The organism is Ruegeria sp. BC7, from assembly GCF_056539165.1.
Window position 1 is genome coordinate 1 of the sequence record NZ_JBQFUL010000005.1, and the last position, 21,855, is coordinate 21,855.

The following is a 21,855-nucleotide window of genomic DNA, read 5'->3' on the forward strand; positions in this document are numbered from 1 at the left end:
CCAATGCGCGGCAGATCGCGGCGGATGAGTTCTTTCAGGGCATGTTCACCACGGCGTTGGATGAGGGCGAGATCATCACCTCGATCCGCTTTCCGGTGCCGCAAGCCGCGAGCTATCAGAAGTTCCTGCAGCCTGCGTCCCGGTTCGCTATGGTGGGCGTCTATCTCGCGCGGTTCGCTGACGGCGTCCGCGTGGCCGTCACCGGTGCCAGTGAGGATGGCGTGTTCCGCTGGTCCGAGGCAGAGGACGCTCTGACCAAGGAGTTCCGCGCCGACGCCCTGACCGGCCTGAGCATCAATCCCGCCAACATGATCAGCGACCTGCATGGCAGCAAGGACTACCGCGCGCACCTCGTCAGCGTCATGACAAAACGCGCAATCAACGCCTGCGCTTAAAAACACAACTCAAACCAAGGCCCATATAAGTTGGGCCTTGGTTAAGAACCTCGTATCCGCGGAGCTTTTGAAGGTCGCCAATATGCGCCGGTGTGTTCGCGGGCTTCCTGATAGCGTTTCGCGCGTTGGCGTGCATCGTCGCCTCCGGCGTCGTAAAGATGTGCCAAAATGCAGTCCAGAACGGCCATTGCGCCGGAAAAGTTGGTGAAATCGTGCAAAGATCGGGCGCTGATTTGAAAGGTTACGTCCGGGTCGATGTTGGGCGCGATCACTTCGCTGTCTGAGATCAGAATGATGCGCATACCTTTTTGTTTCGCGTAGCGCATCGATTGTATGGTGTCTGCTGAATACGGCAGAACCGTTATTGCCAAAAGACAATCTTGTGGATCGGCGTCAAGCAGGTCATCGATCGCGGACCCCATATGCCTGGGCGCAAGCTGGATGCCTGGATGAGCCATGCGGCCAGCATATGAGAAATAGTAGGACAGAGAGTAACTAGCCCGAGTTCCCGTGACAAAACATCTGCGTGATCGGGTGATAAATTCAACGGCCTGTTGAACCTTATCCGGCTGCATCAGGCGGAGTGAGCGCGCCACCACGTTCAGGGCGTTTTGTGCGTATTTTGACTGCGCCTGTTCTAGCGCGTCTCCGTCCTGCAAGCTGGTTAACCAATCATGACCAAGCTCGTCTTCTCGGTCAGTGACCAACGCCTGTCGAAACGGAGTTCTAAACGCCTCAAACCCATCGAAACCCATTCTTAGGGCCAATCGAACCAAGGCATTCGAGCTTACGCCGATATTCGCTGCGGTTACGCGAATGGGGTCGAGACCAAAATCGCCGGGAAAGTCCAATATGTATTTTGCGGCGGCCTGAAGGCTGGGCGGCATCGTGTCGATGTCCTGCCGCAGCTTGTTGGTCAGTTGCTTCAGAGTGTCATTCATAGAAGTAAAAAAACATATGTTTTCTTTTTTGGAAATTGAAAACTTCGAGTTGATAGGTAGAGAGGCAGCGAGATTTGAAGGCGGTTCCAATGAACAAACGTCATGTAAAAGGCAGAGAGTTTAAGGGGCACTATATTCTGGTCGCCCCGAATGGTGCGCGTCGTGGTCGGGAAGACCACGCGCAGCTTCCGGTTTCTACCGAACAGATTGTCGAGGCCGCGCAATCCTGTTTCAAAGCCGGCGCACATGGTATTCATTTGCATGTACGCGACAACGCTGGGCAACATTCCTTGGATGCGGGCAAGTATCTGGAAACAATCGCTGAACTGCAACGGTCAGTGCCTGGGATGGATATTCAGATTACGACTGAAGCCGCCGGAGTTTTCGACGTAGCCGCTCAGCTTGATTGTCTTACGAAAGTTCAACCCTCATGGGCATCAATTGCAGTCCGAGAGATCGCAAGATCGCCAGAGCTGGCCAATTCTGTCTACGCGGTATGTGCCGAGCAGGGAACGGAGGTGCAGCACATATTGTACGATGCAGATGACGCCGCGCTTTTGTCGCGATGGATGACGGAAGGGGTTGTGCAGCCCGAACAAACGGACCGCCTCTTGGTGCTGGGCCGTTATGCGGATGGTCAGCAATCCACTCCGACGGATCTTGAAAACTTTCCGACCCAGAATGGCAAGTGGATGGTGTGCGCTTTCGGTCGGCAGGAGCACGCTTGCCTTCGTTTGGCTGCTCGACGTGGCGGGGATGTGCGTGTCGGATTTGAGAACAGCATGACAGACCAAAATGGAAACCCCTGGAGGGACAACGCCGCTTCGGTGTCGGCGCTTGTTGCAACTTTGCGCGAGGAAGAACAATGAGCCACGTTTTCCCGAGACATACAAAATCAAGCCCACCTGTCGCCGTTGCTGGGGAAGGATGTTATTTGATTGATGATCATGGGCGGCGCTATCTGGATTGCGGGGACGCTGCCGTGTCTTGTCTGGGGCACTCGAACCAGACCGTTATTGAGGCGGTTCAGGATCAAGTTGGCAAAATAGCTTTTGCGCACACTGGGTTTATGACGTCCGAACCTGCCGAGGCACTAGCAGATTTACTGATCGAACATGCGCCCGGCGACCTTGACCGCGTGTATTTCGTCTCGGGAGGGTCCGAGGCAACGGAGGCCGCGATCAAACTGGCGCGTCAGTATTTCCTTGAGATCGGTGAACCGGAACGTCGTCATGTGATTGCGCGACGGCAGAGCTATCACGGCAATACGCTGGGCGCTCTTTCCGCTGGGGGCAATGCGTGGCGGCGTGCGCAATTTGCCCCGATGTTGATTGAGATGAGTCATATTTCTCCGTGCTATGAATACGCGGAAAAGCCGGAAGGCGAGAGCAGTTTTGACTACGGCCAACGCGTTGCAAACGAGCTGGAGGCCGAGATTCTGCGGTTGGGGCCGGACTCTGTTATGGCATTCATGGCTGAACCTGTTGTCGGCGCAACCTTGGGTGCGGTTCCGGCGGTTGATGGGTATTTTAGACGTATTCGCGAGATTTGCGACAAATACGGTGTGCTGTTGATACTAGACGAGGTGATGTGCGGTATGGGGAGAACAGGCCATTTGTTCGCCTGTGATCATGACCGTGTCGCCCCGGATATTTTGTGCATCGCCAAAGGGTTGGGCGCAGGGTACCAACCGATAGGAGCCATGCTTTGCACCAGCAGGATATATGACGCCATCCGGGATGGGTCGGGCTTTTTCCAACACGGTCACACTTATATAGGGCATCCTGTTGCGACAGCCGCTGCGCTTGCGGTCGTCCAGGAGTTGATCCGGCATGACCTTCCAGCTCGTACCGTGGAAATGGGCGAGACGCTGCAAGATGCGCTACAGGCCGAATTTGGTAAGAATCCGTTTGTCGGCGATGTCCGGGGCCGAGGTTTGTTCCGTGGATTGGAGCTGGTTTCCAACCGGGCTGAGAAAACGCCGTTCGATCCTTCGCTGGGGATCGCGGCGAAAATAAAGAAGTCTGCGTTGGCAGAAGGGCTGATCTGCTATCCAATGTCCGGGACGCGGGATGGTAGATTGGGGGACCACATTCTTTTGGCACCTCCGTTTGTTATTCAAGAGGCCCAAATCGGCGAAATGGTCACAAAGTTGAGCAAAGCGATAGCCGCAGTCGTTTAACGTGTTTGTGAACTGACTAATCCTGTGCAATCAATAAAGTAGTTGATTAATATGATTGCGATTGGGTGAGTGATGATCCGCGATATTTGGATGAGTTTTAGGAATTTACCGCTTTGGGTTCAGATTTGGATGGTGTTCGTCCTAATTCCGGTAAATTTGGCGCCGCTCGCATTTGTTGATCAACCACAGGGCGCATTGATCGCCGCCTTGTCGGTGACTGGCATGGCGCTGAATATTCCGATCATTCGTGCTGCTCGCGGGATGACAAAGGCGATGGCGTTGCCCCATCTCATATGCTGGGTTCCATTGGTCGCCATCATCATAATGTTGCTGACCGATGGCACGGTGCTGTCGCCCGAATACGCGCGTTTCTTGCTGCTTTTGCTGGTGGTTGACCTGATTTCCCTGGCCTTTGATCTGAACGACTCGATCGTCTGGCTGCGGGAACGGCAGGCGGAACAATAAAGCCCCCTGAAAGGGGGCTTTGGATCGCAACGGTGTGTTGGTTTATTTCTGTGGAAGAGGACCGATCATCATGATCATCTGACGACCTTCCATCTTGGGCATGTTCTCGACCTTGCCCAATTCCTTGATGTCCTCGGCCACACGTTCCAGCAGCTCACGCCCCAGGTTCTGGTGCGCCATTTCACGGCCACGGAAGCGCAGGGTAACTTTGACTTTGTCGCCCTTTTCCAGAAACTTGAAGACGTTCTTCATCTTGACGTCATAGTCATGCGTGTCGGTGTTAGGCCGGAACTTGACCTCTTTCACCTCGATGATTTTTTGCTTCTTGCGCGCTTCACTTTCGCGTTTCTGCTGTTCGTACTTGAACTTGCCAAAATCCATGATCTTGCAGACCGGAGGGTTCGCGTTCGGCGAAATCTCAACCAGGTCGAGGCCGGCATCGGCGGCAAGTTGCATGGCTTTAGCGGGATGAACCACCCCGACGTTTTCTCCATCAGCACCAATCAGGCGAATTTCGGGGGCACGGATCTTTTCATTGACGCGCGGGCCAGTTTCTCGTTGCGGCGGCGCGTTGTGAGGTCTGCGGGCTATGGGTTCATTCCTTTGATGATTGCAGAATTTCGAGCCCGAAATTTAGACTGCCACGCGCCCTGATTCAAGCGCCAACAGCGCTGAAACGATTGAAATTCACAGGATTCACGGCAGGTTTGTGTGCCGGTCACAGTCTGGACAGTGACCGGCGTGGTCTGATTAGCCAACAAAGGCTTTTTCGATCACAAATTCCTTGGGCTCGGAGTTTGCGCCTTCGCGCAGCCCGAATTCTTCAAGGATTTCCTTAATATCAAGGTTAAAGGCCAGCGAGCCGCACACCATCGCTCGGTCCGTTTCCGGTTTGATGCCGCCTTCAATGCCAAGATCCGCGAACACGGTTCCGTCTTTCAACAGATTGGTGATGCGGCCCATCTTGGGGCTCTCCTCCCGAGTTGTGGTCGGGTAATAGCGAATCTTGTCGGCAAAACCTTCGCCCATCAGCTCTGCCAGCATCTCATCCTGCCGGATGTTTTCGATCAGTTGACGGCCATATTCCAGCTCGGCCACTTCGCGGCAGGTGTGGGTGATGATGATTTCGTCATAGTCCTCATAGGTCTGCGGTTCGCGCAGCAACGAGGCGAAAGGCGCAAAGCCGGTGCCGGTTGCAAAGAACCACAGGCGTTTGCCGGGCAGCAGGGCGTCATGGACCAGCGTGCCAACTGGCTTGGGGCGCAGGATGATCTGATCGCCGGGCTTGATGTGTTGCAGTTTCGAAGTCAGAGGACCGTCCTGCACCTTGATCGAGTAGAACTCCAGTTCTTCATCCCATGACGGCGAAGCGATCGAATAGGCGCGCAGCAGCGGTTTGCCGTTGTCACCCAACAAACCGATCATCACGAACTCGCCCGAGCGGAACCGCAGCGAGGCAGGGCGCGACACCTTGAAAGAGAACAGGCTATCGGTCCAATGTTTGACGTCAGTTACAGTCTGGGCGTCCGGCAGAACGGGGGCCTTTACGGCGGTTGCTTCGGTCACGGGCTTCATCTCTGTCATCGTTTTCACTGCCGGCTGGGTAAACCGACATCTCCGTTTAATCTTTGATCCAAGTCAGGAAAAGGGGGCAGTTGCCCCCACGTCCTGTCACAAGCGTCCATTTGGCGAAATCAACCGCGCAGTCGGGCCTGGTAGTTGTTTTCCTGCCAGTCAGAGCGTGCCAGCCACTGATCTTCGGGCTGACGGTTGGCAAGGGTTTGGTCGATTTCGACTTCATCAAAACCACTGCGGCGCGCCATTGCGTACTGGTCAGCCAAAATATGGCCCTTGGCACGCAGACGCCCCGTATAGCCTTTCAAACGCAGTGTCCGCGCGATGGTGAACCCGCGACCGTCCGCAAAGGAGGGAAAGTCAATCCGCACCATCTTGGCGCCTCCGAGCCGCTCAGCCAGCTCGTCCGGGTCCGCGTCGGAAGGTACGTCCAGCGCGACTACGTCATTGGCTGTGTCTTCAAGCGCGACAAAGCCATCGGTCCAGTCATCGGGGGCGAACCCCTCATCTGTTACGATTACATTCATGTTTTCTCTCCGGCGCGCACCATCTTGCCATCGACAAAATGGATGCCGCATTCTTCCTTGTTCTGGTCGCGCCAACGTCCGGCGCGGGGGTCTTCGCCCTCTTTGACCGGCGAGGTGCAGGGCGCACAGCCGATCGAAGGGTATCCTTTGGCCACCAGCGGATGCCGGGGCAGGTTGTTTTCATCCATATAGGCGCGCACGTCCTCGGGCGCCCAATGCGCCAGTGGGTTCACCTTGATCCGGCCAGTGCCATCCTCGACCTCAAAGAAGTCGAGCGCCGCACGAGTGCCAGCCTGAAACCGCTTGCGCCCCGTGATCCAGCCGCAATAGCCGGACAGGGCTTGTTGCAGCGGAAACGTTTTGCGCAGGTTGCAGCACGCATCCGTGTCCCGCAGGCGCAGCGCGCCGTAGGGATCATCGCGCTGAACATCGTCTTCATCCGCGCGAATGATTTTCACGTTCTTCAGACCCAGCCGTTCGCTCACCTCTTGCTGGTATTCCAGCGTTTCGGTGAACAGCATCTGGGTGTCGATGAACAGCACCGGGGTCATCTTGTCGACCACCGCCGCCATGTGCAGCAACACAACCGACTCTGCCCCAAAGCTGGAGACTAGGGCAAGGTCGTCAATTTCTTCTATAGCACCGTGCATCACGTCATGTGCGCTGTGGTGCCGGAACCGGGCGTTCAGCGCTTCGACCTTTTCGGTCAGTTCGCTGCGATCTTTGCCCAGTTCCGTCTGGATTAGATCAAGCGGCATTCGCCTGAGCCTCGGGGTAAAGAGCTGCCTTGAACGGAGCCATGCCCACACGACGGTAGGTTTGCAGGAATTCCTCCTCGGCGCTCTCACGCTGTTCCAGATAGGTATTCACGATCCGCTCGACGGCGGGGACGATCTCATCATAGGCAAAGCCCGGACCTGTGCGGTCGCCGATGGCAGCTGTCTCGGTGCCGTCGCCACCCAGCGTTATCTGGTAGTTCTCGACGCCTGCGCGATCCAGACCCAGAATGCCGATATGCCCAACGTGGTGATGCCCACAGGCGTTGATGCAGCCCGAGATTTTGATCTTCAGGTGGCCGATATCATGTTCGAGCTTCAGGTCGTCGAAACGGGTTGCGATTTCCTGAGCAACCGGGATCGAACGCGCCGTAGCCAGCGCACAGTAGTCCATGCCGGGGCAGGCGATGATATCGCTGATCAGGCCGATATTGGCGGTGGCCAGCTCGTATTCTTTCAGCTTCGCGTGGATCGCGGGCAGGTCTGATTTGTGGACATGCGGCAGGATCACGTTCTGCTCATGGCTGATACGCAGCTCGTCATAGGCGAACTCTTCGGCCAGATCAGCCATCACGCGCATCTGCTCGGCGGTTGCATCGCCGGGCGTTGCGCCATGTTTCTTGATCGAGATCGTGACAATCGCGTGGTCAGCGTTCTTGTGCGGCGCGATGTTTGTATCGACCCACGAGCGGAAAACCGGATCATTGGTGTAGGCACTTTCAAACGACGCAACCGAGGCTTCGCGGAAGGCCGGGGCCGCAAAGTGGCCCTTGATCTCGTCCAGCAGATCCATGTCGGCACCCTTGAATTGCGGGCGAACCTGCAGGAAACGCTCATTAACTTTGGCGCGAATGGTGTCGATGCCATTTTCGTGCACGGTGATCTTGATGCGCGCTTTGTACTTGTTGTCGCGGCGGCCGATCTGGTTCCAGACGGACACGGTGGCCTCAAGATAGGCCAGCAGGTCGTCGAAGGCGACGAATTCAGAAAGCTCTTTGCCGATCATCGGTGTGCGGCCCAGGCCGCCGCCGACGATGACGCGCGCGCCCAGAACGCCGTCACGTTCAACCAGTTGCAGGCCGATATCGTGCGCCTTGATCACGGCGCGGTCATTCTCGCTGCCGGTGATGGCGATCTTGAACTTGCGCGGCATGAACTGGAATTCCGGGTGGTCGGTCGACCACTGGCGCAGCAGTTCCGCATAGGGGCGCGGGTCGGCGATCTCATCGGCGGCGGCACCGGCGAAATGGTCGGCGGTCACGTTGCGGATCGTGTTGCCCGAGGTTTGAATGGCGTGCATGCCAACCTCGCCCAGCGCGTCCAGCATATCCGGCACGTCTTTCAGCTTTGGCCAGTTGTACTGGATGTTCTGACGGGTGGTGAAATGGCCGTACCCTTTGTCCCACTTCTCGGCCAGCAGGGCCAATTGACGCATCTGCGCACTGGAGAGCGTGCCATAAGGAATAGCGACCCGCAGCATATAGGCGTGCAGCTGCAGATACAGGCCGTTCATCAGGCGAAGGGGTTTGAACTCGTCCTCGGTCAATGAGCCGTCGATACGACGCTCAACCTGAGCGCGGAACTGTTTGTTGCGTTCTGCCAAAAATGCTGTGTCGAACTCGGAGTAGCGATACATGATTAGCTGTCCTTAGTTGCAGCCCCGAAACCTGGGGGCCTTGAAGGGGAGAGAGAGGGCCTGTGCTCAGGTCCGGGGCTGCGGGGAAGTTTCCTGTTTGCCGTGGGCATAGTTGGACGGGCCAGTCCGACGGAAATCTTCCCGAAAATGAGAGGGTTCAGGACCGTTTTCACCTGCTACCGCATCGGCAAGATACGCGCCAACGATCTTGTTGGCCTGACGTTCGGCATCCAAAAGGCGAACCTGTGCATGCGCTTCGTCAGTTATCAGCTCCGCGTCCGCCAGTTCACGCGACCAGCGATCATCTTCGGTGAGGTAGATGACATCGCCTTCCAACAGGTCATTGGCGGTCACCACTTTGGGGGTAAAAGCGCGGGCCATCAGGCGTGCTCCTTCTTGAATTCGGTCAGGGCGCCGACCGACTTGCGCGGTTCGAGGCCATAAAAAGTGAGGGTTGGGCCGTCCATATTGGCGGCCGTCAGATCTGTTGTTAGTTGATCCAGCGTCGACGCCAGAATGCGTTGGTCTGGGCGTGAGGCGTTCTCGATTAAAGTCACAGGGGTGGCACGGTCCGCGCCGTGCATGATCAGGCGACCTTGAATGAAACGCGCGGATTTTTTGCCCATGTAGATCGCGGCAACGGAACCGGGACGCGCCAGTGCGCTCCAGTCATGATCAGCGAACCCTTTCATGTCGTGGCCTGTCAAAAATCGCACCGATGAATTCCGACCGCGCCGCGTCAGGCTTTGGCCGATCCCGGCGACGGCAGCAGAGGCCGCGGTGATGCCAGGAACAATGCGCCACGCAATCCCGGCTGCTTCCAGCGCTTCGATTTCTTCGTCCAGGCGACCAAATACGGTTGGGTCGCCAGACTTCAGGCGAACGACACGCTGGCCTTTCAGAGCATGGTCGACCAGAAGCGCGTCTATGTCTTCTTGCTTCCAAGACGGGCCGAACCCTGCCTTGCCAACATCGACAAGCGTTGCTTTCTTTCCAGCCAGCTTCAAGACATCGGCGCTGATCAGACGGTCATGCAGTACAACGTCCGCGCGCTCAAAAGCTTTCAGCGCCTTGAGCGTCAGCAATTCCGGGTCGCCCGGACCGGCGCCGACAAAGTCGACGTGACCTGCGCCATCATGTGATTGCCTAGACTGCATGTTCAGTTCCGCGTGGTTTGACTTGCAGTGCATTATAGGAAATATTCCCGGTTTTGCGCCATATGTGCGTATAAATAAGAACATACGTTCCGTGAGTAGCCCCAAACGGGACGCGGGTTTTAAATCGAAGGAAAAATTGGAATGTCAGTGCGGATTGACGATACGGATCGGAAAATTCTAGTAGAGCTTCAGCGCGATGCCAGTCAATCTCTGGACGAAATTGCAGCTCGGGTGGGCAGTTCCAAAACGCCGGTCTGGAATCGAATCCGCAAGCTCAAAGGGGCAGGTGTCATTGGTCAGCAGACCGTTTTGCTGGACGCCGAGGCGCTAGGGTTCGAGGCTACGTTTTTCGTTCTCATTCGCACTTCTGAACACGAGGCCGACTGGCAACGTAGGTTCCTCAAAGCACTACGGGATCGCCCAGAGGTGCAAGAGGCGCACAGGCTGGCGGGAGACATCGACTATATACTGAAAGTCCGCGTCAAAAACGCCCGTGCGTATGACGAGTTCTACCAGACACTGATCTCTGAGGTGCGTGTTCACAACGTCACGGCGTTGCTGTCGATGGAGGAAATCAAGTCGACCACGATGCTGCCGTTGAATGCGTTGATTGAGGGTTGAGTTCCTTACGTCTCGACCATCAGACCGGTCAGCCCGTGAAAATGGTAGCTATTTGAATATTCTGGCGACGCGCTGAGCTGCAGATTTGGGCAGCGCTCAAACAGGGTCGATAAAGCGATGCGCATCTCCAGTCGCGCAAGAGGAGCACCCACGCAGAAATGCAAGCCACCGCCGAAGCTGGAATTGGTGACGACCGGCCGGGTTGGGTTGAACGCGTTTGGATCTGTCCAAACCAGTGGATCTCGATTGGCGGCGCCTAGCAGCAGCGCCACCTCATCCCCGCGTTTGAAACGGTGCCCGAAAATCTCAACCTCCTCATAGGCGTAGCGTGTAAACATATGCAGAGGAGGATCAAAACGCAGGATTTCCTCGACCGATTTGTCGATTGTGTCCGGGGAAAAAGCGTTTTTGCTAACACCTTGTTGCAGAACTGTTTTGACCCCGTTGCCCAGCGAATGAACAGTGGCCTCATGCCCGGCGTTCAACAGCAGGATGCATGTCGCCACCAGCTCATCCCGCGAAAGTTTTTCACCGTCTTCCTCGGCGGCGATAAGGCGCGTTATCAGGTCATCGCGCGGATCGTCGCGGCGAAGCTCGATATATGAGGTCAGAAAATCTGTGAACTCCTGCGAGGCAGCGGCTGCGTCGTCTTCGGTTTGGCGGGTTCTTCCGGCCTGATACATGGCCACCATTTTATGAGACCAGCGCAACAGGTTGGGCGACTCGTCTTCAGGGACACCAAGAAGCCGACAGATCGTGATAACCGGTATCTGTGTGCAAAATGCGTCAAGCAAATCGAATGACGAGGTAGGAAAGCTGTCTATCAGAGAGTTGCTGAGGTCATGGATTGTTGCCTCAAGCGAGGACACCGCACGCGAGGTGAAAGCACGCATCACCAAGGCGCGCAGTCTAGTGTGGCGTGGTGGCTCGGCCTCTAGCAGCGAATGTCTCTCAACAGCCAACCAAGGCGCAAGGTGGTTTGGGCCGTGTGTTTTGATTTCGTCCGGGACCTCGCGACCAAAGCGACGATCTTTCAAAAGAGATTGCACAGCGGCGTGCGAAACGGCGGCAGGCATTTTGTAGTCATCCCAAAAGACCATATCTCCGTGTGCTCTGGCCCTGTCATAAAAAGGGTAGGGGTTTTGAACAAACCCCGGCTCGACTGGCGATTGGAACAACGTCTTCATGCCCAGCACACTTGCCATGCGGCCCGTCGGATGCAAGACCCTGTGGCATGCAAAGGGTTTGGATCGTTCTGGGATTTCTGTTTGCTGTCGCACTCTTGTCGACTGGCGTGTGGTCTTACGGCTATCGGCAGGCTCTTTCGCAACTTAGTGAAAAGGCCGAAGCGGATCTGGAACTTGCATCCGATCGATTGAGCACGCAACTGCAGGTCTATCAGGAATTGGCTGTTTTAATGACGGGCCACCCACACCTGCGAAACCTGCAAAGTTCAGATGACCCTTCACGGGCGCGCGCGCTTTTGTTGGAAGTCGCAGACAAGACGGCAGCAGTGGACGTATTGTATGCCGATCCAACAGGTCGCGTGCTGGCTGCTGCCCATGATGTAGTCGGCGGTAGTGTCGCCGGGCAACCAGCGTTCGAGCGCGCAATGCAGGGGGCTTTGGGAAGCGAGCATGGAATTCTGCGCGATCAGGGTGATCGCTTTTTTTCCTACGCCGCCCCGGATTTTGCGCCCGACGGTACGGTCTTAGGCGCGCTTGTCGTTATTGCGGATGTCGAGGACATCGAACAGGAATGGAGAGGCAGCACCGAAGCCGTATTCTTTGTGGATCGCGATGGGGACGTGTTTATTTCAAACCGGACCGACCTGCTGTTCTGGAAACGCGATGTGGGTCAGTCGGGGCTTACGCCGCCAAACGGTGAAACTTTCACCTTTGCGGCGCATCAGGTTGGCCCCTTTGAAGTTTGGGATTTGGGGTGGGGGCCGTATTTGCCGTCTCGCGCCCTGCATCTAAGCCGCGATCTGCCCGTTATCGGGATGACCGGAGAGGTCGTGATGGATATCGCTCCGGCCCGCCGTTTGGCGGGTTTGCAGGCGGCGACCGTAGCAGCGATATGCCTGGCCTTCGGTGCCCTGCTTTTTCTGGCAACCGAGCGCAGACGCACGCTGGCTCAAGCCAATGCAGTCTTGGAAAGCCGTGTGGCGCAAAGAACCCATGCACTGACAGCGGCCAACACAGCGTTGCGGCGCGAGGTGTACGAAAGACAAGAAGCAGAATCGGCACTCAAGCACGCACAGGAAGAACTTATTCAGGCCGGTAAGCTCAGTGCGCTGGGGCAAATGTCGGCCGGTATCAGCCACGAATTAAACCAGCCATTGATGGCGATTCAACAATTTGCAGATAACGGGGCCGCGTTTCTGTCGCGAGGGCGCGAGGAAAGGGCTGCTGAAAACCTGACCCGTATTTCCGATATGGCGGCTCGAATGGCTCGGATCATCAAGAACCTTCGGGCCTTTGCGCGAAACGAAAGTGAGCCAATGGGCAAGGTCAATCTGGTGCAGGTCATCAACACCGCAGTTGAACTGACCGAAGCGCGGTTGCGTGCTGAACAGGTCGAGATGGATTGGGTCTCACCAGCCGAGCCTGTTTTTGCGTGGGGTGGTGAAGTTCGGCTGGTTCAGGTGTTCGTAAATCTCATCAACAATGCAGCCGACGCCATGAGCCATCAGGACGAACGGCTTGTGCGCATCCGTATTCGCATGGGGACTGGCTCTAAACTGTCTGTTACTGTTCGAGATATCGGCCCCGGTATAGAAAACTCGGAAAAGCTGTTCGAGCCGTTTTATACGACCAAAACCGTTGGGTCATCCGAAGGTATGGGACTGGGACTTTCGATTTCATATGGTCTGGTTCAGAGTTTTGGTGGAAACATTAGTGGCTCAAATACCGAGAGGGGCGCGGTGTTTACTGTTGAACTTGAGCATTTCAGGGAAAAAGAAGTGATATGACCCGAAAGGTTTTGCTGGTCGATGATGATGCCGCCGTGCGTGAGGCACTGGCGCAGACGCTTGAATTGGCGGATTACGCGCCAGTGACCGCAGGATCATTCGTTGCCGCCAAGGATCATATCCGTGCCGATTTTTCGGGCGTCATTGTTTCAGATATCCGTATGCCCGGTCGGGACGGGTTTCACCTGCTAACATATGCCCATGAAGTTGATCCCGATCTTCCCGTCATTCTTCTGACCGGGGAGGGTGATATTCCAATGGCGGTTCAGGCGATGGGGAAAGGAGCGTTCGATTTCCTGGAAAAACCATGTGCGGCGGCCGAATTGTTGGACGTGCTCGGCCGCGCGATGGGCGCACGGTCGCAGATTCTCGAACAGCGCGCGGTAAAGCGAGAGCTTGAGCGCGGTGATCCGGCGGCGCGTTTACTTTTCGGTCATTCAAAGCAGGCCGAGGCGTTGCGAAATCGCGTGCGCACCGTCGGCCCGACCAACGCCGAAGTGCTTGTGACTGGACCCGCTGGTAGCGGAATCGCCAAGGTTGCCGAGGTCATTCACATGATGTCGCCTCAAGTGCAGGGCGCATTTGTGAAGCGACCCGCCTCGGGGCTGACAACAGAAGATTTGGCGCGCGCCTGTGAAGACGCTGCTGGAGGATCACTGTTTCTGGACGAAATCGGTACGATGCCTGAAGCGACTCAATATGCTGCGCTTGAGATGATTGAACAGGGGGTCGGCTCGAGAATACTGGCGGGAACAACGGCTGATCTGGCTGGCTTGTCAGCCGAAGGCCAGTTCCACGCCGATCTTTTCTATAGATTGGATGTAATGCGGGTCAGAATTCCGTCGCTTGCGGAGCGTCCCGAAGATATTCCGGTGATTTTTCGGCACTATGTAGGGCAGGCTGCAGAACAGGCGGGGATCGCCGCGCCGGAAGTCACCTCAGAGCACTTGGCTTCGCTTATGGCTAGCGATTGGCCGGGAAATGCGCGCTCTCTCATGTCGGCTGCGATGCGCTTTGTCCTTGGTATGCCAGAAGAAGTAACACGCGCCACTGATTTGGGTTTGAGCGAACAAATGGCGCAAGTAGAGCGTTCTTTGCTTATCGCTGCATTGGGTCGGCACAATGGAAAGGCCGCAGACGCAGCCAAGGCTTTAAAGCTGCCGCGAAAGACATTTTACGACAAACTCGCACGCTACCAGATTCGGCCCGAGGACTATCGGAGGTAACTTGAAGCTCCCGCCCCCTTTCCCTGCATAGTCATGCAGTTAAAGACGTTGGGCGTGGCAGTCCCCTTGCGGGGACTGCGGTTGGCACTTGGTCAAAACCAACTGATTCCTTCCGGTTGATTCGCAAGTTGTGCGGAAACTCGCACAAAGCTGAATAAACCTGTGCGAAATTTCGCACATGAAAATGTGCGTGCGGGTCGCTTCAGGGTGCGAACATCCGTTAGTGTCTGTAATAAAACAATAAATCCGAGTGACTTTGAGCTTTGAACAAAAAGTTGAGCAGTGAGTGACGATTCGGTTCACTCGCCGCCATGCGACGCCAACTGTGCGTCCTTTGAAGTATCAAGGAAGTCTGGGAGGAAGATACAGATGAAATTCCTGACAACGGCTGCAACCGCTGTTGCACTGACCGTGACCGCGACCGCTGGTATGGCGGCCTGCGACGACGGTGAAATCGTAGTAAAGTTCGCCCATGTGACGAACACGGACAAACACCCCAAGGGCATCGCGGCCTCTCTGCTGGAGCAGCGCGTCAATGACGAGATGAACGGCGTCATGTGCATGGAGGTCTATCCGAACTCGACTCTCTATAACGACGACAAGGTGCTAGAGGCGATGTTGCAGGGCGACGTGCAACTGGCCGCGCCCTCGCTGTCGAAATTCGAGAAATTCACCAAGCAGTTCCGCCTGTTTGACCTGCCGTTCATGTTCAAGAACATCGATGCGGTCGATGCATTCCAGGCGTCCGCTGACGGTCAGGCCATGAAAGACAGCATGCAGCGTCGCGGCCTGCAGGGGCTTGCGTTCTGGCACAACGGCATGAAGCAGATGTCGGCCAATAAACCGCTGGAAAGCCCGTCAGACGCGGATGGTTTGAAGTTCCGCGTGCAGTCCTCAGACGTGCTGGTGGCGCAGATGGAAGCCATTGGTGGCAGCCCGCAGAAAATGGCGTTCTCGGAAGTCTATGGTGCGCTGCAGCAGGGTGTTGTGGACGGGCAGGAAAACACCTGGTCCAACATCTACGGCAAGAAGTTCTTTGAGGTGCAGGACGGCATCACCGAGACCAATCACGGCATCATCGACTATCTGGTCGTGACCTCGGTTGACTGGTTGGACAGCCTCGAGCCGGAAGTGCGTGAACAGTTCCTTACCATTCTTGACGAAGTGACCGCGACCCGGAACAAGGAAGCCTTTGCTGTGAACGAAGCGGCCAAAGCCTCGATCACCGACGCGGGCGGCATCATTCGTGAGCTGAACCCCGAACAGCGTCAGGCTTGGGTCGATGCGATGAAACCCGTCTGGGACAAGTTCGCCGACGATGTGGGTCAGGACAAGATCGACGCGGCACAGGCGATCAACGCCGGGTTTTAAACCTCGGTTCAGGCCACGCGTCGGGGGACTGGGGAGTTATCGACGCGTGGCCCGGGCGGGCCTTAATGTGCCCGCCCCAATATTACTCATCACAAAAAATGTGGGGACAGAAAGATGTCTGGTGCGAATCCCGGCCAAGGCGGGCTGATCGACCATATCGAGGAAACCCTGATCGCAGTGTTGCTGGGCCTGATGACGGCCGTGACCTTTGCCAATGTGATCGCTCGGTTTGCCTTTAATTCCAATATCCTGTGGGCGCTCGAACTGACGGTGTTCATGTTCGGCTGGCTTGTTCTTCTGGGCGCATCCTATGCGGTCAAAAAGCACGCGCACCTGGGCGTGGACGCGATCCTGAACATGCTGGCCCCTGCGCCGCGTCGTATTCTGGCGCTAATCTCGGTGGCGTGTTGTCTGGTCTTCTCGTTGCTGTTGCTGAAGGGATCGTATGACTATTGGGCCGTGTTTGCTGACCTGCCGCCGACCTCGGGCCGCTGGTTTCCGACCGGTTTCGACACAAGCGCACGCAGTCAGAGCTTCTACGAAGTTGACGATATCCCGATGATCGCACCTCTGCGCTTTTTGGAAGACCTGATCAACTATGGCGAGGGCTACGAGAAGCTGCCCAAGGTCGTACCCTATCTGGTGCTGCCTGTGTCGATGCTGCTGCTGGTGATCCGGTTCTCGCAGGTCGCAGTACAAATCTGGCGCGGTGAAACTGACCGCCTTGTCGCCAGCCACGAAGTCGAGGACGAGATCGAAGAAGTCCGCGCACAACAAGGGGTGCATGACTAATGGACGTCGTTCTTCTTTTCTCAATGGTCATCGGCCTGCTGCTGATCGGGGTTCCGATTGCGGTGGCGCTTGGCCTCAGCTCGACACTGTTCCTGCTGATCTATTCCGACAGTTCGTTGGCCTCGGTCGCGGGTACGCTGTTCGAGGCATTCGAGGGGCACTTTACCCTGCTAGCGATCCCATTCTTCATTCTGGCGTCGTCCTTCATGACGACAGGTGGCGTGGCACGTCGGATTATCCGGTTCTCGATTGCCTGTGTGGGGCACTTGCCCGGCGGTCTGGCGATTGCGGGTGTGTTCGCCTGTATGTTGTTCGCCGCTTTGTCGGGGTCTTCCCCTGCAACCGTGGTTGCCATCGGTTCCATCGTGATCGCGGGCATGCGTCAGGTGGGGTATTCCAAGGAATTCGCCGCCGGTGTGATCTGTAACGCGGGTACGCTGGGCATCCTGATCCCACCGTCCATTGTGATGGTGGTGTATGCGGCCGCCGTAGAAGTTTCGGTCGGGCGCATGTTCCTTGCTGGTGTTATTCCAGGTCTGATGGCCGGTCTGATGCTGATGATCACCATCTATGTCATGGCCAAAGTCAAGAACCTGCCCAAGGGCGAGTGGAAGGGTTGGGGCGAGATCTTCACCTCGGCGCGTGAGGCCGGGTGGGGCCTGTTCCTGATCGTGATCATTCTGGGTGGTATCTATGGCGGTATCTTCACCCCGACCGAGGCCGCTGCTGTGGCCGCCGTCTACGCCTTCCTGATCGCCAGCTTTGTTTACAAAGATATGGGTCCGCTCAGTACGGAGGAGGGGCAACCGAACCTGCCGCTGATCAAAAAGCCCTATGCGCTGGTTACGGCCTTCATCCATCCCGACACCAAGCACACGCTGTTCGAGGCTGGGAAACTGACCGTCACGCTTCTGTTCGTGATCGCCAACGCGTTGATCCTGAAACATGTGCTGACCGACGAGCAGGTGCCGCAACATATCGCCAGCGCCATGCTGTCGGCGGGCCTTGGTCCGGTGACGTTCCTGATCGTGGTAAACGTGATCCTGCTGATCGGTGGTCAGTTCATGGAGCCCTCGGGCCTGCTGGTCATCGTCGCACCTTTGGTGTTCCCGATTGCCATCGAGCTGGGCATCGACCCGATCCATCTGGGCATCATCATGGTGGTCAATATGGAGATCGGGATGATCACACCGCCGGTCGGGTTGAACCTGTTCGTGACGTCCGGTGTGGCTGGCATGCCGATGATGGGCGTGGTCCGCGCAGCCCTGCCGTTCCTGGCGGTTCTGTTCGTCTTCCTGATCATGGTGACGTACATCCCGTGGATATCGACCTTCCTGCCCAACACATTTATGGGGCCAGAGATCATAACGAACTAGCCAAACTCAACGAGAAAGCCGGACCGCAGCGGTCCGGCTTTTTCTTTTCTACCCCGCCTTGATACCTGATTTTCAGGCGTCGGCTCCCCGCAATCTCGCAAATTGTTGGGTTTCCAAGTCTTTCTAGGACGTCAGGAATCTGTCTGGGAAGTTTCTAAAATGCCGTCCTGATCTTAGACCGACTGCAAGGCGTCGATAATACCGCCAAAGTCCTGCGCTTTGAGGCTGGCCCCTCCGACCAGAGCACCATCCACATTGGAGACACCAAAAATCTCCTTGGCGTTGCTCGGCTTGACTGATCCGCCGTACAGCAACCGGACCGAGCGCCCAACGCCTTCACCGAAGCGACGCTCTAGCCCGGCGCGCATGAAGTCATGGACCTCACCGATTTCGTTTAGCGTTGGCACTTTCCCTGTGCCAATCGCCCAGATCGGTTCGTAGGCAACGATTAGGTTTTCGCCAGTAGATTGATCCGGGATCGAACCGGACATTTGACCGCCGATAATATCAAGCGTGTTGGCCGCTTCGCGCTGTTCAAGGCTTTCGCCGACGCAGATAATCACCTTCAGCCCCGCATCCATTGCGACCCGCGCTTTGGCACGTACATCTTCGTTCTGCTCACCATGATCCACGCGCCGCTCTGAATGACCAAGAATGACGGCGGTGGCACCTGCGTCTACCAGCATCTCGGCGCTGACATCACCGGTATGCGCACCCGAAGTCGCTGCATGACAATCCTGTCCACCAATCAGGATTTCCGATCCGTTGACGGAACCTGCCGCGCGGTGCAGCAATGTGGCCGGGGGGCAGATCAGAACGTCGACTGTAGGGGCAGGGTGCGTAGAAGACAAAACCTCAAGCTCGCCCAGCGCTGCCGAGGTTCCATTCATCTTCCAGTTTCCTGCCGCCAGTTTGCGCCGCATAGCACGTTCCCCCAAATTAAATCGTTGTTTGAACATCGGATAGCACCGCCAGCGCACCCTGACAATTCCGGTTACGGAAGGTTTGGCAAATCCAAAGCTAAGGGTGCACGATAGGGCGCAAAACTGCCCGCGAAAGCATCTTGCGTCAGTAGGCGTTCGAGTGAATGACTAACCCGCTTCGCGAGCGATCATTCCGGAAATTCCATTGTGGAGGATTACCGCTCGGCCGAAATCGTTTCGTCGAACTTGATCGACTCACCGCACCCGCAGGCATCGACAACATTCGGATTGCGGAACTTGAAACCGGATTCAAGCAAAGAGACTTCGTAGTCAATTTCGGTTCCAAACAGGAACATCTGCGCCATCGGTGCGATCATGACCCGTGCGCCGTCTTGCTCGACAATCTCATCGTTGCTGTCGGCTTGGTCAACATAGTCCATTGTGTATTCCATACCGGCACAACCACCTTTCTTGACGCCAATGCGCAAGCCAGCGTGCCCGCCTGATTCCATCAGGCGCACGATCTGCGCAGCAGCTTTTGGCGTTATGGTCACGGCTTGTTTGCCGGGAATACCGAACATCGTGATCTCCGTCTTTCAACGATGTGTCTAATCTAGTGGTGAGTCGTACCAGTCTCAAGACATAGCAGTCATGCTTACCTAACTTTTCCAGTTGGTATGGCAATTCTCGATGTCTGCTGTTGCTTTGCTCAGGGTGTTGGATTTAGCCTCAACAAAGTTTTGAGGAAGAATTTCAGAGGGCGAAGCAACATGAAAAATCCCAGTAAAACAGGTCAAAAGAAGTACCTTGCCTTATCTGTGATTGCCGCAACGTTTGCGGTCTGCGATGCGTCCGTCGCCGACGAAACGGCGCGTCACCCAGTGAATTGCGCCACTGCCGAAGGGGATCTCAGAGCGATCGCCGCTGAAAGAAAACACGCCGAAGATCAACAAGTGGAAAGCGCTATAGCCATTACGCCAGCCGGGGCGCTTTTGGGGCTGGTCACAGGCACAGAGAAAAAGAGGCTGACAATGTTGTCGGGCGACTACGTCAAACAGTTGGACCAGCGTGCGGACGAGATTAAGGCAACTTGCAATACGCAGTAGGCAGCCCGACGCATAGCGCGTCAGCCATTGTTAAAAGCCGTAGGTCATGTGTTTACATGAAGCCGAGTTCCAGACGCGCTTCGTCGGACATCATTTCCATGCCCCAGGGTGGTTCCCACGTCAGTTCGACGTCGACTTCTTTTACGCCTGCAACCGGCTCAATGGCCTCAACAATCCAACCAGGCATGTCACCGGCAACAGGACAGCCCGGAGCGGTCAGAGTCATGATCACTTTCACCGCGTTGTCCGTGGTGATGTCGATCGTGTAAATCAGCCCCAAGTCATAGATGTTCACTGGAATTTCAGGGTCATAGACCGTCCGACATGCCTCGACCACTGCTTCGTACAGGGGATGCTCGATGGTTGAAGGCGCAATCAAAGGGGTGCCTTCAAACTGTTCACTCGGATGAGTCATGTGTGCCTCGGGTCTGTTTCCTGATAATTTATATAGGGAAAGCCAAGGGCAGCGTCCAGTAGTGCCGTAGCGCCCAAACGGGCGCCACGATTGTCAGTCGTTGATGTCGTGGTTGAAGGTCTTCACTTGTCCGTGGGGCAGGGAGAACATGCGCCGCAAAATCAGCCAAGCCACCAAGGACAATACTGCAAAGATTAACAACAGGATGGGAAGCGAAGGCGAGATGCCAGGAATTGCCAGCAAAATCCCGGTTATCGCCGCCCCGATCGCAAATCCAAGAAAGATGAAACCCGGCAGGACAATTTCGAGGATCCCAAGGGCGAGCGCTCCGGCAAGCCATATCCACCATGTCATCCAGAACGGGTCGGCCATTACCGGCCTCCTTTCAGCATCTTGAAGGCGTCACCAAAGGCTTCCATAGCATTGGCAGGAACAACGATGGTCTGTGAACCGGTGCCATTCCCCAAAGCATTCAAGGCTTCGACCTGTTTCAAGGCTACCTGATATTGCGCAGCTTCTATTCCGTTGTCCTGAATTGCCTTGGCGACCACGCCGGTAGCATAAGCCTCGGCCTCGGCCTGGATGCGGCGTGCCTTGGCGGATTGCTCGGCCGCATAAAGCTCGGCATCAGCCTGCAACTCGACCGACCGTTTCTGGCCCTCGGCTTCGGTCACCTGAGCACGGCGTGCGCGTTCAGCGTTTAGCTGCTGCAGCATCGCATCACGGGTCGCCTGATCTAGGTTGACGTCCAGAATCTCGGCTCGGGTCACTTCAATTCCCCAATCATCCACGGCGGTTTCGACGCTTTCCTGAATTCGCGTGATCAGTTGTGCTCGGTTCGACTGCACCTCATCAAGGTCCATCTTACCAATTTCAGCACGCACAATACCGGCAACCGTCGTCGCAATCGCGCCGTCAACGTCGCGGATACGGTAAACCGTCTTTTCGGGTTCCAGAATGCGATAAAAGACCGAGGTGTCGATCTGCACCAACACGTTGTCCTTGGTGATCGCGTCTTGGGTCGCGTTGGGAAGTTGGCGTTCAAGAATGGATATCTTATGTCGCGCAACATCCAGTAAAGGAACGATAAAGTTAATTCCCGGGCCTAAGACAGAGTGCAGTCGTCCGAACCTTTCGACCACGTATTTCTCGGATTGAGGCACGATCTTTATGCCCTTGAAGATGATGACAACTATTAGAATTGCGGCGAGCAGGTAAATGATGTTTAACGAAATTAATCCGATAATCTGGTCTTCGGCCATATCTGTCCTCTATTATTGTGTACGATAGTATACATTTGGGGATTGAATCGCACATTTTCAACTCTGGTATGAAGCGAACAGCCGTTCTTGCAAATCTTTGACGACCGGGATGCGGGGGAGAATTTTCCATATGTG

25 protein-coding genes are annotated in these 21,855 nt (G+C 56.0%); 11 read left to right on the forward strand and 14 right to left on the reverse strand.

Features of this window, described 5'->3' with window-relative positions:
* A partial coding sequence (locus tag ACR0KS_RS13580) for an FAD binding domain-containing protein (protein ID WP_480693244.1) occupies positions 1–395 on the forward strand: 395 nt, incomplete at its 5' end.
* A gap of 41 nt (positions 396–436) precedes the next feature.
* Here the strand turns inward: ACR0KS_RS13580 and ACR0KS_RS13585 are convergent.
* Positions 437–1,336 (reverse strand): MurR/RpiR family transcriptional regulator, encoded by a 900-nt coding sequence (locus tag ACR0KS_RS13585; protein WP_170566791.1) that lies wholly within the window; start codon positions 1,334–1,336, stop codon positions 437–439.
* Positions 1,337–1,425: 89 nt separating this feature from the next.
* On the opposite strand from ACR0KS_RS13585, the gene ACR0KS_RS13590 reads away from it, so the two are divergent.
* From ACR0KS_RS13590 to ACR0KS_RS13600, 3 genes are all read left to right on the forward strand, one after another.
* A complete protein-coding gene (locus ACR0KS_RS13590) occupies positions 1,426–2,205 on the forward strand; it encodes a beta-keto acid cleavage family enzyme (RefSeq protein WP_170566789.1) in 780 nt (259 codons plus the stop codon).
* Positions 2,202–3,518: an aspartate aminotransferase family protein gene (locus ACR0KS_RS13595; protein ID WP_170566787.1), complete on the forward strand. Its 1,317-nt coding sequence runs from the start codon at positions 2,202–2,204 to the stop codon at positions 3,516–3,518. The genes ACR0KS_RS13590 and ACR0KS_RS13595 overlap by 4 nt, the downstream gene beginning before the upstream one ends.
* 90 nt (positions 3,519–3,608) lie before the next feature.
* On the forward strand, positions 3,609–3,983 hold the full coding sequence (locus tag ACR0KS_RS13600) for a hypothetical protein (RefSeq protein ID WP_170556728.1): 375 nt from the start codon (positions 3,609–3,611) through the stop codon (positions 3,981–3,983).
* A gap of 42 nt (positions 3,984–4,025) precedes the next feature.
* Here the strand turns inward: ACR0KS_RS13600 and infC are convergent, their stop codons facing one another.
* The 7 genes from infC to cobA all read right to left on the reverse strand — a co-directional run bounded on the left by infC (position 4,026) and on the right by cobA (position 9,654).
* A complete protein-coding gene (gene infC / locus ACR0KS_RS13605) occupies positions 4,026–4,616 on the reverse strand; it encodes a translation initiation factor IF-3 (RefSeq protein WP_480693252.1) in 591 nt (196 codons plus the stop codon).
* Between the two features lie 117 nt (positions 4,617–4,733).
* Positions 4,734–5,567: a ferredoxin--NADP reductase gene (locus ACR0KS_RS13610; RefSeq protein ID WP_170566785.1), complete on the reverse strand. Its 834-nt coding sequence runs from the start codon at positions 5,565–5,567 to the stop codon at positions 4,734–4,736.
* Positions 5,568–5,677: 110 nt separating this feature from the next.
* The gene (locus ACR0KS_RS13615) at positions 5,678–6,085 is read right to left on the reverse strand and encodes a DUF934 domain-containing protein (RefSeq protein WP_170388606.1); all 408 of its coding nucleotides are present in this window, start codon (positions 6,083–6,085) and stop codon (positions 5,678–5,680) included.
* Positions 6,082–6,843, reverse strand: coding sequence for a phosphoadenylyl-sulfate reductase (locus tag ACR0KS_RS13620; protein ID WP_170388604.1), 762 nt, complete (start codon positions 6,841–6,843; stop codon positions 6,082–6,084). The genes ACR0KS_RS13615 and ACR0KS_RS13620 overlap by 4 nt, the downstream gene beginning before the upstream one ends.
* A complete protein-coding gene (locus tag ACR0KS_RS13625) occupies positions 6,833–8,497 on the reverse strand; it encodes a nitrite/sulfite reductase (protein ID WP_170566783.1) in 1,665 nt (554 codons plus the stop codon). The genes ACR0KS_RS13620 and ACR0KS_RS13625 overlap by 11 nt, the downstream gene beginning before the upstream one ends.
* 66 nt (positions 8,498–8,563) lie before the next feature.
* Positions 8,564–8,878: a DUF2849 domain-containing protein gene (locus ACR0KS_RS13630; RefSeq protein ID WP_170388600.1), complete on the reverse strand. Its 315-nt coding sequence runs from the start codon at positions 8,876–8,878 to the stop codon at positions 8,564–8,566.
* Positions 8,878–9,654 (reverse strand): uroporphyrinogen-III C-methyltransferase, encoded by a 777-nt coding sequence (gene cobA / locus ACR0KS_RS13635; protein ID WP_170566781.1) that lies wholly within the window; start codon positions 9,652–9,654, stop codon positions 8,878–8,880. Before cobA ends, ACR0KS_RS13630 begins: the two co-directional genes overlap by 1 nt.
* Before the next feature lie 141 nt (positions 9,655–9,795).
* Between cobA and ACR0KS_RS13640 the strand changes: the two genes are divergently transcribed.
* Positions 9,796–10,275, forward strand: coding sequence for an Lrp/AsnC family transcriptional regulator (locus tag ACR0KS_RS13640; RefSeq protein ID WP_170388596.1), 480 nt, complete (start codon positions 9,796–9,798; stop codon positions 10,273–10,275).
* Positions 10,276–10,280: 5 nt separating this feature from the next.
* Here ACR0KS_RS13640 and ACR0KS_RS13645 read toward each other — a convergent pair whose 3' ends face one another.
* Complete coding sequence (locus tag ACR0KS_RS13645) at positions 10,281–11,462, reverse strand: cytochrome P450 (RefSeq protein ID WP_170566801.1); 1,182 nt, start codon at positions 11,460–11,462, stop codon at positions 10,281–10,283.
* A 47-nt stretch (positions 11,463–11,509) separates the two neighbouring features.
* Here ACR0KS_RS13645 and ACR0KS_RS13650 point away from each other — a divergent pair, with 47 nt between their 5' ends.
* From ACR0KS_RS13650 to ACR0KS_RS13670, 5 genes are all read left to right on the forward strand, one after another.
* Complete coding sequence (locus ACR0KS_RS13650) at positions 11,510–13,249, forward strand: ATP-binding protein (protein WP_170566779.1); 1,740 nt, start codon at positions 11,510–11,512, stop codon at positions 13,247–13,249.
* Complete coding sequence (locus ACR0KS_RS13655; RefSeq protein ID WP_170566777.1) at positions 13,246–14,475, forward strand: sigma-54-dependent transcriptional regulator; 1,230 nt, start codon at positions 13,246–13,248, stop codon at positions 14,473–14,475. The genes ACR0KS_RS13650 and ACR0KS_RS13655 overlap by 4 nt, the downstream gene beginning before the upstream one ends.
* 369 nt (positions 14,476–14,844) lie before the next feature.
* Positions 14,845–15,846 (forward strand): DctP family TRAP transporter solute-binding subunit, encoded by a 1,002-nt coding sequence (locus tag ACR0KS_RS13660; RefSeq protein WP_170566775.1) that lies wholly within the window; start codon positions 14,845–14,847, stop codon positions 15,844–15,846.
* Between the two features lie 114 nt (positions 15,847–15,960).
* Positions 15,961–16,638, forward strand: coding sequence for a TRAP transporter small permease (locus tag ACR0KS_RS13665; RefSeq protein ID WP_170566773.1), 678 nt, complete (start codon positions 15,961–15,963; stop codon positions 16,636–16,638).
* Positions 16,638–18,014 (forward strand): TRAP transporter large permease, encoded by a 1,377-nt coding sequence (locus tag ACR0KS_RS13670; RefSeq protein WP_170388586.1) that lies wholly within the window; start codon positions 16,638–16,640, stop codon positions 18,012–18,014. The genes ACR0KS_RS13665 and ACR0KS_RS13670 overlap by 1 nt, the downstream gene beginning before the upstream one ends.
* Before the next feature lie 173 nt (positions 18,015–18,187).
* Here ACR0KS_RS13670 and tpiA read toward each other — a convergent pair whose 3' ends face one another.
* The gene (tpiA, locus tag ACR0KS_RS13675) at positions 18,188–18,937 is read right to left on the reverse strand and encodes a triose-phosphate isomerase (protein WP_170566771.1); all 750 of its coding nucleotides are present in this window, start codon (positions 18,935–18,937) and stop codon (positions 18,188–18,190) included.
* Positions 18,938–19,152: 215 nt separating this feature from the next.
* Positions 19,153–19,518, reverse strand: coding sequence for a HesB/IscA family protein (locus tag ACR0KS_RS13680; RefSeq protein ID WP_170388582.1), 366 nt, complete (start codon positions 19,516–19,518; stop codon positions 19,153–19,155).
* A gap of 96 nt (positions 19,519–19,614) precedes the next feature.
* Between ACR0KS_RS13680 and ACR0KS_RS13685 the strand changes: the two genes are divergently transcribed.
* Entirely contained in the window at positions 19,615–20,043 is a 429-nt protein-coding gene (locus ACR0KS_RS13685) for a hypothetical protein (protein ID WP_480693245.1), read from the forward strand.
* Between the two features lie 52 nt (positions 20,044–20,095).
* On the opposite strand, the gene ACR0KS_RS13690 is transcribed toward ACR0KS_RS13685, so the two are convergent.
* The 3 genes from ACR0KS_RS13690 to ACR0KS_RS13700 form a co-directional block, all read right to left on the reverse strand.
* Complete coding sequence (locus tag ACR0KS_RS13690) at positions 20,096–20,458, reverse strand: SUF system Fe-S cluster assembly protein (protein WP_170566769.1); 363 nt, start codon at positions 20,456–20,458, stop codon at positions 20,096–20,098.
* A 93-nt stretch (positions 20,459–20,551) separates the two neighbouring features.
* Positions 20,552–20,830 carry an NfeD family protein gene (locus tag ACR0KS_RS13695; RefSeq protein WP_170566767.1) on the reverse strand — a complete coding sequence of 93 codons (279 nt, stop codon included), beginning with the start codon at positions 20,828–20,830 and terminating at the stop codon, positions 20,552–20,554.
* Positions 20,830–21,720, reverse strand: a complete 891-nt coding sequence (locus ACR0KS_RS13700; RefSeq protein WP_170566765.1) for an SPFH domain-containing protein — start codon at positions 21,718–21,720, stop codon at positions 20,830–20,832. The genes ACR0KS_RS13695 and ACR0KS_RS13700 overlap by 1 nt, the downstream gene beginning before the upstream one ends.
* Between the last annotated feature and the right edge of the window lie 135 nt (positions 21,721–21,855).

Excerpts from the sequence above, each read along its gene's own strand:
- ACR0KS_RS13615 (WP_170388606.1), bottom strand. The coding sequence starts at position 6,085 with ATGAATGTAATCGTAACAGATGAGGGGTTCGCCCCCGATGACTGGACC.
- ACR0KS_RS13625 (WP_170566783.1), bottom strand. The coding sequence starts at position 8,497 with ATGTATCGCTACTCCGAGTTCGACACAGCATTTTTGGCAGAACGCAAC.
- ACR0KS_RS13665 (WP_170566773.1), top strand. The coding sequence starts at position 15,961 with ATGTCTGGTGCGAATCCCGGCCAAGGCGGGCTGATCGACCATATCGAG.
- ACR0KS_RS13590 (WP_170566789.1), top strand. The coding sequence starts at position 1,426 with ATGAACAAACGTCATGTAAAAGGCAGAGAGTTTAAGGGGCACTATATT.
- ACR0KS_RS13685 (WP_480693245.1), top strand. The coding sequence starts at position 19,615 with ATGGCAATTCTCGATGTCTGCTGTTGCTTTGCTCAGGGTGTTGGATTT.
- ACR0KS_RS13640 (WP_170388596.1), top strand. The coding sequence starts at position 9,796 with ATGTCAGTGCGGATTGACGATACGGATCGGAAAATTCTAGTAGAGCTT.
- ACR0KS_RS13585 (WP_170566791.1), bottom strand. The coding sequence starts at position 1,336 with ATGAATGACACTCTGAAGCAACTGACCAACAAGCTGCGGCAGGACATC.
- ACR0KS_RS13645 (WP_170566801.1), bottom strand. The coding sequence starts at position 11,462 with ATGAAGACGTTGTTCCAATCGCCAGTCGAGCCGGGGTTTGTTCAAAAC.
- ACR0KS_RS13660 (WP_170566775.1), top strand. The coding sequence starts at position 14,845 with ATGAAATTCCTGACAACGGCTGCAACCGCTGTTGCACTGACCGTGACC.
- cobA (WP_170566781.1), bottom strand. The coding sequence starts at position 9,654 with ATGCAGTCTAGGCAATCACATGATGGCGCAGGTCACGTCGACTTTGTC.
- ACR0KS_RS13630 (WP_170388600.1), bottom strand. The coding sequence starts at position 8,878 with ATGGCCCGCGCTTTTACCCCCAAAGTGGTGACCGCCAATGACCTGTTG.
- ACR0KS_RS13700 (WP_170566765.1), bottom strand. The coding sequence starts at position 21,720 with ATGGCCGAAGACCAGATTATCGGATTAATTTCGTTAAACATCATTTAC.
- ACR0KS_RS13600 (WP_170556728.1), top strand. The coding sequence starts at position 3,609 with ATGAGTTTTAGGAATTTACCGCTTTGGGTTCAGATTTGGATGGTGTTC.
- ACR0KS_RS13620 (WP_170388604.1), bottom strand. The coding sequence starts at position 6,843 with ATGCCGCTTGATCTAATCCAGACGGAACTGGGCAAAGATCGCAGCGAA.
- ACR0KS_RS13695 (WP_170566767.1), bottom strand. The coding sequence starts at position 20,830 with ATGGCCGACCCGTTCTGGATGACATGGTGGATATGGCTTGCCGGAGCG.
- ACR0KS_RS13610 (WP_170566785.1), bottom strand. The coding sequence starts at position 5,567 with ATGACAGAGATGAAGCCCGTGACCGAAGCAACCGCCGTAAAGGCCCCC.
- ACR0KS_RS13655 (WP_170566777.1), top strand. The coding sequence starts at position 13,246 with ATGACCCGAAAGGTTTTGCTGGTCGATGATGATGCCGCCGTGCGTGAG.
- ACR0KS_RS13680 (WP_170388582.1), bottom strand. The coding sequence starts at position 19,518 with ATGTTCGGTATTCCCGGCAAACAAGCCGTGACCATAACGCCAAAAGCT.
- ACR0KS_RS13650 (WP_170566779.1), top strand. The coding sequence starts at position 11,510 with ATGCAAAGGGTTTGGATCGTTCTGGGATTTCTGTTTGCTGTCGCACTC.
- ACR0KS_RS13595 (WP_170566787.1), top strand. The coding sequence starts at position 2,202 with ATGAGCCACGTTTTCCCGAGACATACAAAATCAAGCCCACCTGTCGCC.
- ACR0KS_RS13690 (WP_170566769.1), bottom strand. The coding sequence starts at position 20,458 with ATGACTCATCCGAGTGAACAGTTTGAAGGCACCCCTTTGATTGCGCCT.
- ACR0KS_RS13670 (WP_170388586.1), top strand. The coding sequence starts at position 16,638 with ATGGACGTCGTTCTTCTTTTCTCAATGGTCATCGGCCTGCTGCTGATC.
- tpiA (WP_170566771.1), bottom strand. The coding sequence starts at position 18,937 with ATGCGGCGCAAACTGGCGGCAGGAAACTGGAAGATGAATGGAACCTCG.